The organism is Nitrosococcus watsonii C-113, assembly GCF_000143085.1.
GTDB classification, from domain to species: domain Bacteria; phylum Pseudomonadota; class Gammaproteobacteria; order Nitrosococcales; family Nitrosococcaceae; genus Nitrosococcus; species Nitrosococcus watsonii.
In genome coordinates this window covers 1758402-1772042 of the sequence record NC_014315.1, presented here as the reverse complement: position 1 = coordinate 1772042, position 13641 = coordinate 1758402, and the positions used below count along the sequence as shown (strand labels likewise).

The window sequence follows — 13641 nt, the reverse complement described above, 5'->3', positions numbered from 1 at the left end:
TGGCCCTGACACCCCCCCCTTCCAGACGGAAATCCATTACCCCATGGCAGAGGTTCAGATAGGGGCGCCTACCTGCGTTGCGTCGTCCTTCCAGGATGGATTTTCTTTCGGGAATGGGAACTGCAATAAAAAATCTGGATGTGCCGGTTACCACCTCCAGTGTAATTCCCACCTGTGCTTTTTGCCCGAGTGCTTAATTTCACCCCTCTATGTAGCCGCCATTCAGTGGGTTTTCCTGCCGGGGGCAGGGCCACCCGAATTTCAACCCCTTTCTCTTTTTAAACCTCCTATTTCTGCTTGAAAAGCTAAGCAGTATCGCGACCCGGGTTTGTGCGTAAGGCCGGAATTTTTATACTGTCCTTACAGCTCGTTAGTCGTGCCTGTTAGATCGCTGGGCGTTATAGCCATAGGACTAAGCCGGATGTGCTTTAGCTCCGTGGTTTGCCTAGAAACGATTACCTTCAAGGAATTAAGGAGATGTTTAAACTTATCTTTTTGGCTCTTTTAATTGGAGCGAGAAAGAAGAGAAATAGTCCGCGGTTTTTTTTTCAGGGTGTAGTGACCGGTGGATTATTTATCTTTTCAATAGCAGCTTTGGCGGAAGTCAAACCGCCTTTTCTAGAGGCGCCAGAGGCTCGGTTTTCGGAAAGCCGCCTAGATAAGAGGGGGATGGATGGAGGCGCATCCCAAGGTTATTCCCCGGCTGTTTCGACTCCCTCCCAGCAAAGTGGTAAAGAATATGCTGCCAGCCCTGGGGAGGAATCGCTAGAGAAGCGGTTGAGTTTGCAAGTCGCCATAGAGACGGCGCTCCAGGATAATCCAGGCCTTGCAGAGATGGGGGCCCGCGCCAAAGCCATGGCCGCCATTCCCTCCCAGGTGGGCACGCTGCCTGATCCGGTCATCAGTTTCAATGCCTTGAATCTCCCGGTCGATACCTTCGACCGCAGTCAGGAGGCTATGACCCAGTTGCAAGTGGGGATCAGCCAGGAATTTCCCTTCCCCGGTAAGCTCGGGTTGCGGCAGAGCGCGGCGGAATATGAGGCTGCGGCGGCCCGCCATGATGTCCATGAGATGCGGTTGCTGCTTACGCGTGATGTGAAGCAGACCTGGTGGAATTTGTTCTATTTGGACCAAGCCTTGGAAACGGTGAAGCGTAATCAAGCATTGATGCGCCAGTTCGTGGAAATCGCTCAAACCAAGTATCGGGTCGGGCAGGGTCTGCAACAGGATGTCCTGCTGGCCCAGGTGGAGTTGTCCAAACTCTTGGATCTGGAGGTTCAGATCACGGCCTTGCGCCGCACTGGAGAGGCTCGTCTGAATGCCCTCTTGAACTGGCCCACAGAGCGCACATTGCGTCTTCCTCGTGAAGTAGAAATCGATCTTCAACCCCTAGCGCCAGAGGAAAGCTGGCAGCAGCAGGCGGAGAAAAATCGGCCTTTGCTCGCGGCTGAGGAACGTCGGATTGAAGCCGCCCGTGAACGTTTGGATTTGGCCAAAAAGGAGTATTTCCCCGACTTTAAGCTAGGGGCAGCCTATGGCTTTCGCAGCGGCGATGATCCCTTGCGCGGGGGATCCCGCGCCGATTTTGCCACCTTCATGCTCAGTATGAGGGTGCCCCTTTATGCCGGCCGCAAGCAAGCCAAGGCGGTGGACCAGCGTTCTAGCGAGGTGCTCCAACAAATCTTTACCTTTCAGGATAGGCGACAGCAGGTGCGGCGGGAAATCTCTACCGCCCTGGCCGACTACCGGGAGTCCCGGGAGCAATTTCTCCTGTTCAAAACGGGGATCATCCCCCAGGCCCGGCAAACGGTGGCTTCCATGGTGGCCGGCTACCAAGTGAACAAGGTGGATTTTTTGAATTTGGTCAATGCCCAGATCACCCTTTACAACTTCGAAACCGAGTATTGGAAGGTGCTCGCTGAAGCCTACCAGGCCCGGGCGGCTTTGAGCGCCGCCATTGGTGAGGAACAGATAGATGAGTAAACAAACGACTATGGTTATTGTTCTGGCCTTCTTAATCGCCCTGGCGATGGGGGCGGGCGGCGGCTATTGGTATGCGACCTATTGGGCGCCGAAGGAGGCGGCGTCGATACCTGAAACTCCTGCTAAAAAGCCCCTTTTTTACCGTTCTCCCATGAATCCGGAAATTACCTCACCGGTTCCCGCCAAGGATGCCATGGGGATGGATTACGTTCCCGTTTACGCAGACGAGGAAAAGAGCGGCAAAGGGCCTGCGGGTACGGTAAAGATCGATCCGGTCATAGTACAAGATATCGGAGTGCGGACCGCCGCGGCGGAGCGCCGCACCCTAACCCGTACGATACGGGCGGTGGGCCGGGTCGATTACGATGAAGAACTGTTGGCACGGCCCCATCCCAAAACCGAGGGCTGGATCGAGAAACTGTTTGTCGACGAAACGGGCGCAAAGGTGCAAAAAGATGAGCGGTTGCTCAGCCTCTATTCGCCGCAACTGGTAGCCACCCAGCAAGAATATCTTCTCGCCCTGCGTAATCTGGAGACCCTTAAAACCAGCCCTTACCCGGATATCCGTCAAGGGGCGGAGGAACTGGTCCAGAGCACTCGGGAACGGCTCCAATTATTGGATGTGCCGGAACATCAGATCCGTGAGCTGGAGCAGACGGAAAAGATCCAAAAGAATCTGCACATCCATTCCCCTTTCCATGGAGTCGTTCTCAACATTGGCGTCCGTGAAGGTCAATATGTGACGCCTCAAACGGAGATCTATGTACTGGCCGATCTTTGCCAGGTGTGGGTTTATGTGGATGTCTATGAATATGAATTGCCTTGGGTCAAGGTCGGCGATGAAGCCGAGATGCGCGTCGCTGCCGTTCCTGGTCGAATTTTTCACGGTACGGTTACTTATATTTATCCCTACCTAGAGAAACAAACCCGCACTGTCCAATTGCGTCTGGAATTTGATAATTCTGATCTCTTGCTGAAGCCGGAGATGTTCGCCAATGTGACCATTCATGCCAGCAAGCAGGTGGATGCGGTGGTGGTGCCGGAGGCGGCCATTGTCCGCTCCGGCGCCCGCGAACAGGTGTTTGTCGTCCGTGGGCCCGGCAAATTTGAACCCCGGGAGGTGAAGGTTGGAGTCTCTGCCGAGGGTTTCACCGAAATTTTGGAGGGAGTAAAACCCGGCGAGAAGGTAGTGACCTCCAGCCAATTTCTCATCGATTCCGAGTCCAAGCTGCGGGAGGCCACCGCCAAGATGAGAGAGCCCCAAGAGGAAGCATCGACCGCTCCTACCGATCACCAAAAGCACGGGAAGGGATTGGGTAAGCAGGTGGAGGATAAAGAGACTGAAGCGGAAAATCCGCCTTCTGCTCGGCACGGGCACAGCTCGTCAGTGAATTCTGAGCAAGAGGGGGTAAAGGGTGATTAAGTTCATTGTCGACGCTTCCCTCCGGAATAAGTTTCTGGTGCTGACGGCTACGCTGCTGCTGGTGGCCGTGGGTCTCTGGACCCTCAAACATACCCCCCTGGATGCGATTCCAGACCTTTCAGATGTTCAAGTCATCGTCTTTACCGAATATCCGGGCCAGGCGCCCCAGGTGGTGGAAGATCAGGTCACGTATCCCCTGACCACGGCCATGCTGGCGGTGCCCTATGCCAAGGTGGTACGGGGTTATTCCTTCTTTGGTTTCTCTTTCGTCTACATCATCTTCGAAGACGGCACCGACATGTACTGGGCCCGTTCCCGGGTGCTGGAATACCTCAACTATGTCGGCGGCAGGCTCCCGGCGGGAATCAATCCTTCGTTAGGGCCCGATGCCACGGGGGTGGGCTGGGTCTACGAGTATGCCTTGGTGGATCGGAGCGGAAAACACGATCTAGCCCAATTGCGCACCATCCAGGATTGGTACCTGCGCTATCCGCTGCAGACGGTCCCTGGCGTGGCTGAAGTGGCCTCCATCGGGGGATTTGTCAAGCAATATCAGGTGGAAGTGGACCCTAACGCCTTGCTGGCTTACCATATTCCCCTCTCCAAGGTCAAGCAGGCCATCCAGCGTTCCAATAAGGATGTGGGCGGGCGTCTGGTGGAAATGGCCGAGACCGAATATATGGTTCGCGGTCTCGGCTATATCCAGTCCATTGAAGATATCAACAATATCCCGGTGGGGGTGGATAGGCAAGGCACGCCCATCCGTATCGCGGATGTGGCCCATGTCCATTTGGGGCCTGAGTTGCGCCGCGGCCTAGCCGAACTCAATGGGGAAGGAGAAGTGGCTGGCGGCGTGGTGGTTATGCGCTATGACGAGAACGCCCTGGCCACCATTCAGCGGGTGCGGGCCAAGCTGGAGGAACTAAAGCAGTCCTTGCCGGAAGGGGTGGAAATCGTGCCGGTCTACGACCGGGGTGCGCTCATCGAGCGGGCGGTGGACAGTCTCCAGGAAACCCTTCTTCAAGAGATGATCATCGTCAGCCTCGTCCTTGGGCTCTTTCTATTCCATCTCCGTTCCTCCTTGGTGGCCATTTTGGCTTTGCCCATGGCGGTCCTCATCGCCTTTATCATCATGAAAGGGCAGGGACTCAACGCTAACATCATGTCCTTGGGGGGCATTGCCATTACCATCGGGGCCATGGTGGATGCCGCCGTGGTGATGATTGAGAATGCCCACAAGCATCTGGAGCGCGCCGCCCGGGAGAAAGGCAGTCCCCTGACCCACCATGAGCGCTGGGCGACGGTGGGAGTCGCTGCCAAAGAGGTGGGACCGGCGCTATTTTTCTCCCTGGCCATCATGACCGTGTCCTATTTGGCCATCTTCACCCTGGAAGCCCAGGAAGGCAGGCTATTCAAGCCTCTGGCTTTCACCGCAACTTATACCATGGCGGCCGGGGCGGTGCTTGCCATTACCCTGGTTCCCTTGCTGATGGGGTATTTTATCCGAGGCAAGATCCTGCCGGAGAAAAAGAACCCCGCCAATCGTCTCCTGCATTTCCTGTTTGCGCCGGCGGTCCGTCAGGCTTTGCGTTTTCGCAAAACCACATTGGTTATCGCTTTTACTTTGCTGGGAGCGACCCTTTATCCAGTAGCTAAAACCGGCAGCGAGTTTATGCCGCCCCTGGATGAAGGGGATATTCTTTACATGCCTAGCGCCTATCCGGGCATCTCCATCACCAAAGCCAAGGAGGTGCTGCAGCAGACCGACAAGATCTTGCGCACTTTTCCTGAGGTCCACCATGTTTTTGGTAAAGCGGGGCGGGCGGAGACCGCCACCGATCCGGCGCCCCTGTCCATGTTTGAGACCACAGTGCAGCTCAAGCCCAAGGAGGAATGGCCGGATCCTAGCAAAACGACCAAAGAATTGATGGATGAAATGGATGCCGCCATCCGGTTTCCAGGGATTACCAACGCCTGGACCATGCCCATCAAGACACGGATAGATATGCTCTCTACCGGTATCAAGACGCCGATTGGGATCAAGGTGAACGGACCGGATCTGGCGGTGTTGGAACAGGTGGCCGGCGACATTGAACGGACGCTGAAGGCGCTTCCAGAGACTTTATCAGCTTTCGGGGATAAGGCCGCCGGGGGCTACTACTTGGATTTCGAGATTTCTCGCGAGGAGGCGGCCCGCTATGGGCTAACGGTGGGAGATGTACAAGATGTCATCCAGACCGCCATTGGTGGGATGAAGGTGACTGAAACTGTGGAAGGGCTAGAGCGCTATCCCGTGAATCTGCGCTATCCCCGGGAGCTGCGCGACAATCTGACCCAACTGAAACGGACTTTGATTCCCACCCCCACCGGCACCCAAATCCCTTTGTCTCAAGTGGCTGATCTCCGGTTACATCGAGGTCCGCCTGTGATCAAGAGCGAGAACTCCCGGCCCAATGCCTGGGTGTATGTGGATATCAAATCCTCGGATGTGGGGGGCTATGTGGCCAAGGCCAAGGAGGTGGTGCAACGGGAAGTGGAGATTCCGCCAGGATATACTTTGACTTGGTCGGGCCAGTATGAGTACATGGCCCGGGCGGCCGAGCGGTTGCAGATTGTGGTGCCGTTGACCCTGTTGATAATTTTTTTGCTGCTGTACCTTAACTTCCGCAGTATTACCGAACCGCTGCTCGTGATGGCCTTTATTCCCTTCAACCTCATCGGTGGTTTCTGGTTGCTGTATTGGCTAGATTTCAATCTGTCTGTGGCAGTAGCGGTGGGATTCATTGCCTTGGCGGGTATGGGGGCTGAAACGGCGGTGCTAAAATTGACCTTTATCGACCAGGAGCTGGCCCAGCGCCGTCAAGCCAAGCTAAAAAAGCGCCAGGAGGGAGAAAATACGCCTCCTTCCTCCAAGGTTCTGCGCTTGTCGTCCAAGGAGATCATGTCGGCGGCCTATGCGGGGACGATGGGCCGGGTACGTCCTGTCTTCATGGCTGATTTTTCCACCATTGCGGGCCTGTTGCCTATTATGTGGAGCTCGGGCACGGGAGCTGAGACTATGCAGCGAATCGCCGCCCCCATGGTAGGGGGATTGGTGAGTGTCATGATTCTCAACTTACTGGTATTGCCCGTGTTTTATGGGATGATTTTGCAAGTTCGGGAAAGGTTTCGCGGACAGTTCAAAGATGGGCTCTGAATTTTTTTCGTTCCCTGTTATTGGATTTTGCCTATGCTTTATCAATATAGGTTTTCACGAATTGTTCAAGCTGGGGGACGTCACATTCGAATCCCATTTCCCGGGCTTTTTGCAGGGCGGTTTCCCCATTCATTCCCTGCTCGACCGCCGTGGCCATCATGGCGAAAGCGCCAGCGCGCTTGCCACTGGCGCAATGCACAAACACTGGTTTGGGGGCAGCCTCTAGCCGCTCCCGGAACTGGTCCACCAGGGTTTCATTTAAGGCATCCATGGATACCGGAAGATGCGCATATTCCATACCGAGTTCGCTGACAATCGCTCCTTCATCGGACGGGCTCAAGGGTTGATCCTTCTCGCCAGTCGCACGCAGGTTAATGACAGTTTGGAAACCCTCTTGTTTCAGCTGTTGCAAATCTTCCTTGAAAGGCTGGCCGCCCACCGCAGTTGTTTCATTGAATTTGCTCAGATTCATCATGCTTTTTTCTCCCAGTAAATATTGGGTTAATTCCTCATTAATATATATCTCAAGCCTACGGCAATAGGGGGTACTATGCCAATAGCTCGATTATTCAATTCTAGCTGTACTCCCCATCAAGGGGATATTCCTCGTGGATCTCAGCCTGTAACTTCGCTCCCCTTCTTAGCCTTGATCATAGGGGCTACAGGGTGCCCGGAATTCTTCGGGCACCTCAGGCGGGCATTGGCCGCACATGTGGTTGCCGGGGACGGCAAAATCGATTTTTTGGGGATAGGGCAGGTCAAGATTGTTCATGATGGTTGTGAAGTCTTCTAGCGATGTGGATTCCTTTATCCGGGGATTGCGCTTTTTCTCCTGGGCAATGGTTGAGATGAATCGTCCTTCATAATTGTGGGCCGGATAGACCAGGGTTTCGTCGGGTAGGATAAAGAGCTTGTCGCGAATGCTATGGTATAAACGGGTCGTATCGCCTTGCTGAAAGTCTGTGCGCCCGCAGGCATCGATTAAAAGCGCATCGCCAGAGAAGAGTAGGGTGTGGGTTTGGTCGTTCACAATATAGCAATGATGAGTATCGGTATGGCCAGGGGTAAACAGGGGATGCAGTTCGATGTTGCCAATGGAAAAAGCTTCACCCTCTCGCAAGCCAATGTCGACGCAGGAAATCTGATCCATGGCCGGATAGCAGATCTGGCTGCCGGCAAGCTGCTTGAGCTTAAGAGCGCCTGTTAGATGATCCGCATGGACATGGGTATCAATGGTATAGGTTAGCTTCAAGTCCAACGCTTGTAGTATTTCCAAATCTCGTTCAGCGGTATCGATAACTGGGTCAATCAGGGCGCACTGGCCGGTTTCGGGGCAGGCCAGTAAATAAGTGTAGGTGGATGAGTCAGATTCGAAAAGTTGTTTAAATAACATGATGCCTTTGCCTCTGATGGGTGTATTTAAATAACTCCCATCGGGAAGGATAGCGCAGCCTCGAAATCATTACTAGCCTTGGAATGGGGAGTTTCTGGCTTATTACTGTCGGGAAAATCCGTGCTGGTCCTCTCTACATGCAGGCCCTTTAAGGGCAGCAATTTTTAGCTGTGCCGCCATGGGTATGGGCTTGCTGAATAGGCGGGCAGGGGATATCTCCATAACTACAGAATACGCAGCAATCCCCTGGTTTGGGGCGCAACACCGCGCCACAGCCTTTGCAATCATAGAAAAACTGGCAGGCGTCCCTGGGCATGGTTTCCTTCTTCTGATAGCCACACTGGGGACAGGTGAGAATTGAGCAGGACTTAATAACCATGGCTTTCTCCTATGTAATGCCAATGTAGAGCGGTAAATGATTGTAAGCATCTCATCAATAATTTTTGTGGAAAGAAAAATTTCGCCTCCTCTGCTAGAGTTAAGTATTCCCAAGCTTAAGATTGTAAGCCCTGTTTTTAAACCCAACGAGGATTAAACCCATGCGTACGGAGAGTCGCCAACATACCCATAAAACCATGGCTGCTTCTGTTCAGAATGGCGAATCTAGTGCTGTTTTCACCTGCCCCATGCATCCGGAAATACGCCAGCAAGGACCCGGCAATTGCCCTATTTGCGGCATGGCCCTGGAGCCGGAAACCATCACTGGCGAGGAAGGGGAAAATCCAGAGCTGACCGATTTCAAGCGCAGGTTTTGGATTGGCTTGGTGTTGAGTCTCCCCCTGCTGGTACTGGACATGGGGGGGCATTTTACCGATATCCATTTCATTGACGAAAATATTTCAAACTGGGTTCAATTGGTGCTGGCCACGCCCGTTGTGCTCTGGGCGGGTTGGCCTTTTTTCGTGCGCGGCGCTTATTCTCTGGTTAAGCGTTCTTTAAATATGTTTACCTTGATTGCCATGGGTACGGGCGTTGCCTGGATATATAGCGTGGTCGCCACTATCGCCCCTGGTATTTTCCCGGCGGCCTTTCGCGGCGAAAGCGGCATTGTTCCGGTTTATTTTGAAGCCGCCGCAGTCATTATCGTACTGGTGCTGTTAGGGCAAATGCTGGAACTACGGGCGCGGGAGCGGACCGGCGGCGCGATCAAAGCCCTGCTCGGCTTGGCGCCCAAAACCGCCCACCGGGTCGATGACAAGGGCCAGGCCACTGAGATCCCCATTGAAGAGATTCAAGTTGGCGATCATTTACGGATTCGCCCCGGTGAGAAAATACCGGTAGACGGGGTAGTGACGGAGGGTAGCAGCCATCTTGATGAGTCCATGATTACCGGAGAGTCCATGCCGGTTGAAAAAACAGTGGGCTCAAAAGTCATTGGCGCTACCGTGAACGCCAATGGCTCTCTCATTATCCGCGCTGAAAAAGTGGGCCGGGAAACGATGTTGGCTCAAATCGTCAAAATGGTGGCTGATGCCCAAAGAAGCCGGGCCCCCATTCAAAGAATGGTTGATAAAGTAGCTGGCTGGTTTGTGCCGGCGGTCATTTTGGTTGCGGTGATCGCCTTTGTTTGCTGGTCCCTGTGGGGCCCAGCGCCCGCGCTGAGCCATGCTTTGGTAGTCTCGGTCAGCGTTTTGATTATTGCCTGCCCTTGCGCCTTGGGACTCGCTACCCCCATGTCCATCATGGTGGGGGTAGGGCGGGGGGCCAAGGCTGGGGTGCTGATTAAAAATGCTGAAGCTCTGGAGATCATGGAAAAAGTGGATACCCTGGTGGTGGATAAAACCGGTACCCTGACCGAGGGCCGTCCCGCCTTAACGGCGATGATCACCGCGGAGGGATGGAGAGAAGATGAACTGCTCAGACTGGCCGCCGCCCTGGAACAGGGAAGCGAACACCCCCTAGCGGAGGCCATTGTTCGGGCTGCCCATGACAAGGAGTTGAAGTTGCCCCAGACAGAGGGTTTTGAGGCGGTGACTGGAAAAGGCGTAAAAGGCCGGGTAGAAGGCAGGGAAATCGCCCTGGGAAACAGCAAGCTGATGGCCGATCTAGGGGTTGATACCGCGCCGCTTCAGAAAGGCGCCGAAGAGTTGCGGGCCCAGGGCGCTACCGCCATGTTGGTAGCCATTGATGGCAAATCGGCGGGGGTCATCGCGGTCTCTGATCCCATCAAGGAAACGACCCATGGGGCTATTCAAGATCTGCATGAGGCGGGTTTAAAAATTGTCATGCTCACGGGAGACAATGAAACTACCGCTCGGGCAGTTTCAGAAAAACTCGGCATTGATGAAGTGTATGCCGACGTTCTGCCTCAGGATAAAAACCGGATCGTGGGTGAATTGCGGGATAAAGGTGCTGTGGTTGCCATGGCCGGTGATGGGGTCAATGATGCCCCGGCGCTGGCGGCAGCCCAGGTGGGGATTGCCATGGGGACCGGCGCCGACGTGGCTATGGAAAGCGCCGGTGTGACATTGCTGCAAGGCGATTTGAACGGTATTACCAAAGCTATCCACCTGTCCAGAGCCACTATGAGCAATATTCGCCAAAACCTTTTCTTTGCCTTTATCTACAATGCGGCGGGGGTGCCGGTAGCCGCGGGCGTTCTATTTCCCTTTTTTGGCATTTTGCTGTCTCCCATTTTTGCCGCCGCCGCCATGTCACTGAGTTCCGTCAGCGTGGTAGGGAATGCGCTGCGTTTGAATTGGGTGAAAGTATAAATAGCAAAGCGGACATTCACTCAATCGCTGAAAGAAAATCTCTGCCTCGCCAATATCAAAATAGGACGATATGTTAAAAAATCAGTGGAGCATGGGAGTATGAGGAATGGCAAATTGTTGTGAGGACAAAAGCTGCGAGGTTACCGCCCTCCGGGAACGTCATGGACGCGTATTGTGGATTGTGCTGATTATCAATCTCGTGATGTTTTTCGTAGAGGGCTGGGCGGGTCTGTTGGCTCACTCCACCTCGCTTCTTGCGGATGCCCTCGACATGTTGGGCGATGCCTTGGTCTATGGATTCAGCCTTTTTGTGCTTGCCCGTTCGGTGCGCTGGCAGGCGGGGGCGGCTCTCGCAAAGGGGGGATTTATGCTTGTCTTCGGCCTTGGTGTACTGGGGGAAGCCGCCTACAAAGTGTTCTATCCTATTATGCCGGGCGTGGAGATGATGGGCCTTATCGGAGGGGTGGCGCTTGCGGCAAATCTTGTTTGTTTTTTCCTGCTCTACCGCCACCGGAGCGACAATCTCAACATGCGTTCCACATGGCTGTGTTCCAGAAATGACTTAATAGCGAACGTCGGTATCTTACTGGCTGCTGCGGGTAGCTATTTACTTGCTTCACGCTGGCCGGATATTCTTGTTGGAAGTCTCATTGCGACTCTATTTCTCAGATCTGCATTCAGCGTTTTGCGGCAGTCCATTCAATCGCTGCGCGCGCCCCATTCTGAAATCGCGGGATCGGTAGCTATTCGTCCATTCGACACATCGCACAATGCTTAGCGTACGATTTTTCCTGTTCTATATAGCCATTCATGGTTGCTTTGTATCGATTTCTGAATGCGTTATTATAACTTTCCTCGGAATGAGACAGAAGCCAGAGAGAGGCGATGCGCATTTTCAAAATTTCTCGCTATAAGCTCTATCGCTGGCGCACGGGGAATGGCTTGCGCCCTAAAAAACGTGGGAGGCGCCTCGAATAGCCTCCAAGCAAATCGCCGAAAAGTATATGAACCCGGGCATGGCTCAAGCCGGCCGTCTCGACGAGCGATCTAACGGCTTACATGTCATTGGTGACTGGACCTTGGAGTACTACGCTGAACTCCAGTCGCGGATTGACGTTTTCAAGGCGCAAGCTGAGAAAAACAATACTCTGAATGCAACCGTTGAACTGAGTGGATTAAACAGGCTGGATACCGCGGGTGCCGTCCTGCTGGTCGAGTTGCTAGGTGCCGAGCGTCTGGCAGCGTTTGTGAAGGAGGGATCGGGCCTGACGCCAGCCCGTCGGGCGTTACTGGACGCTGTGGTCCGGACCATGTCGATGCCGCTGGCACCGCAACGCCAAGCGAGGTCACCGCTTGTCGCTTTGTTGGCTGGTACCGGTGAGCGTATCGAGTTGTTCTGGCGGCAACAGCTCCTGTTGCTTGGCTTTATCGGCTTGATTCTAGGTTCACTAACTGCCACCTTCTGGCGCCCCAACCGCTGGCGCCTGACTGCCCTGGTCGCGCAGATTCAGCAAACTGGCTTGAACGCCATTGGCATTGTCGCCCTGCTAACTTTCCTGGTCGGCGCAGTCGTGGCCTTTCTTGGCGCCACGGTGCTACAGAATTTTGGCGCTACGATCTACACGGTTGATCTCATCGCCTTTTCATTCCTGCGGGAGTTCGGCGTGCTACTGGCGGCCATCTTGCTCGCGGGACGCACCGCCAGTGCCTTCACCGCTCAAATCGGCTCGATGAAGGCCAACGAGGAAATCGACGCCTTGCGTACTTTGGGGTTGAGCACTGCGGAGCTACTGGTGCTTCCCCGAGTGTTGGCGCTTCTGCTAAGTTTGCCGATCCTGACCTTCATCGGCATGCTCAGTGGCATGCTTGGTGGCGGGTTGGTGTGCCTTGTGGTGCTGGATATTTCGGCATTGCAGTTTGTTACCATTTTGCAGGGGATATCCCTCAAACATTTTCTCGTCGGCCTGTCCAAGGCGCCGATCTTCGCCTTTTTCATCGCGGCTATCGGTTGCCTGGAAGGTTTTAAGGTCAGTGGCAGCGCCCAGTCCGTGGGGGAGCACACCACCTCCAGCGTGGTGCAGTCCATCTTCATGGTGATTCTGCTGGATGCGATTGCCGCCTTATTCTTCATGGAGATGGGCTGGTGAACGGTGGACAAGCCCTGATTCGGATACGCGACCTGGCCAATCGTTTTGGCCATCACAGCGTCCATGAACATCTCGATCTGGATCTGTATCCTGGTGAAATTCTCGGCGTTGTGGGTGGTTCGGGTAGTGGCAAATCTGTATTACTGCGTACTATCATCGGCCTGCGCCGACCCGATGCGGGCAGTATCGAGATATTTGGCGAGGATCTGCGGCGGTTGTCGGGCCAGCGTCGTTCCCAGCTGGAGCGGCGCTTCGGCGTGCTGTTCCAGCGCGGCGCCTTGTTCTCTTCCCTGAACCTGCAAGAGAACGTGGCCTTGCCGATGATTGAGCACGCTAGGCTCAAGCGGCGCGCGGCGGAGTTTCTAGCCAGGATCAAGTTGGCGTTGGTGGGGCTACCAGTGAGTGCAGCCTTGCAGTATCCTGCGGAGCTCTCTGGAGGGATGATCAAGCGCGCCGCCCTGGCTCGTGCCCTGGCGCTGGACCCGGAGGTGCTGTTTCTCGATGAGCCTACCGCGGGCCTGGACCCCATTGGCGCGGCGAGCTTCGACCAACTGCTGCTGACCTTGAGAAACGCCTTGGGGCTTAGTGTTTTCCTAGTTACCCATGATTTGGATACTCTGTACAGCACCTGTGATCGGATTGCCGTATTGGCAAAGCGACGGGTGCTGGTGGCGGATCGCCTGGAGGTGGTCGAAAACGTTGATGATTCTTGGGTGCGCGACTATTTTCATGGCCCCCGCGCCCGCGCCGCGCGAAATCGCCATCGCTTATGGAAGGAGGATTGA

The 13641-nt window shown here is 54.7% G+C and carries 10 protein-coding genes; 7 read left to right on the top strand and 3 right to left on the bottom strand.

What is annotated here, in order from left to right; all coding sequences use genetic code 11:
• The first annotated feature begins 477 nt into the window (after nucleotides 1–477).
• The 3 genes from NWAT_RS07935 to NWAT_RS07925 are packed head-to-tail and all read left to right on the top strand — an operon-like array spanning nucleotide 478 to nucleotide 6602.
• Nucleotides 478–1983: a TolC family protein gene (locus NWAT_RS07935; RefSeq protein WP_013220593.1), complete on the top strand. Its 1506-nt coding sequence runs from the start codon at nucleotides 478–480 to the stop codon at nucleotides 1981–1983.
• The gene (locus tag NWAT_RS07930; protein WP_013220592.1) at nucleotides 1976–3406 is read left to right on the top strand and encodes an efflux RND transporter periplasmic adaptor subunit; all 1431 of its coding nucleotides are present in this window, start codon (nucleotides 1976–1978) and stop codon (nucleotides 3404–3406) included. The genes NWAT_RS07935 and NWAT_RS07930 overlap by 8 nt, the downstream gene beginning before the upstream one ends.
• Entirely contained in the window at nucleotides 3399–6602 is a 3204-nt protein-coding gene (locus tag NWAT_RS07925) for an efflux RND transporter permease subunit (protein ID WP_013220591.1), read from the top strand. Before NWAT_RS07930 ends, NWAT_RS07925 begins: the two co-directional genes overlap by 8 nt.
• 31 nt (nucleotides 6603–6633) lie before the next feature.
• On the opposite strand, the gene NWAT_RS07920 is transcribed toward NWAT_RS07925, so the two are convergent.
• The 3 genes from NWAT_RS07920 to NWAT_RS16115 all read right to left on the bottom strand — a co-directional run bounded on the left by NWAT_RS07920 (nucleotide 6634) and on the right by NWAT_RS16115 (nucleotide 8374).
• Entirely contained in the window at nucleotides 6634–7077 is a 444-nt protein-coding gene (locus NWAT_RS07920) for a beta-lactamase hydrolase domain-containing protein (RefSeq protein ID WP_013220590.1), read from the bottom strand.
• Between the two features lie 165 nt (nucleotides 7078–7242).
• Entirely contained in the window at nucleotides 7243–7995 is a 753-nt protein-coding gene (locus NWAT_RS07915) for an MBL fold metallo-hydrolase (RefSeq protein ID WP_013220589.1), read from the bottom strand.
• Between the two features lie 148 nt (nucleotides 7996–8143).
• On the bottom strand, nucleotides 8144–8374 hold the full coding sequence (locus tag NWAT_RS16115; protein WP_013220588.1) for a GDCCVxC domain-containing (seleno)protein: 231 nt from the start codon (nucleotides 8372–8374) through the stop codon (nucleotides 8144–8146).
• A 160-nt stretch (nucleotides 8375–8534) separates the two neighbouring features.
• Here NWAT_RS16115 and NWAT_RS07905 point away from each other — a divergent pair, with 160 nt between their 5' ends.
• From NWAT_RS07905 to NWAT_RS07890, 4 genes are all read left to right on the top strand, one after another.
• The gene (locus NWAT_RS07905; RefSeq protein WP_013220587.1) at nucleotides 8535–10709 is read left to right on the top strand and encodes a copper-transporting P-type ATPase; all 2175 of its coding nucleotides are present in this window, start codon (nucleotides 8535–8537) and stop codon (nucleotides 10707–10709) included.
• 106 nt (nucleotides 10710–10815) lie between these two features.
• Nucleotides 10816–11487, top strand: coding sequence for a cation diffusion facilitator family transporter (locus NWAT_RS07900; RefSeq protein ID WP_013220586.1), 672 nt, complete (start codon nucleotides 10816–10818; stop codon nucleotides 11485–11487).
• A 238-nt stretch (nucleotides 11488–11725) separates the two neighbouring features.
• On the top strand, nucleotides 11726–12856 hold the full coding sequence (locus NWAT_RS07895; protein ID WP_013220585.1) for an ABC transporter permease: 1131 nt from the start codon (nucleotides 11726–11728) through the stop codon (nucleotides 12854–12856).
• Complete coding sequence (locus tag NWAT_RS07890) at nucleotides 12853–13641, top strand: ABC transporter ATP-binding protein (RefSeq protein WP_013220584.1); 789 nt, start codon at nucleotides 12853–12855, stop codon at nucleotides 13639–13641. The genes NWAT_RS07895 and NWAT_RS07890 overlap by 4 nt, the downstream gene beginning before the upstream one ends.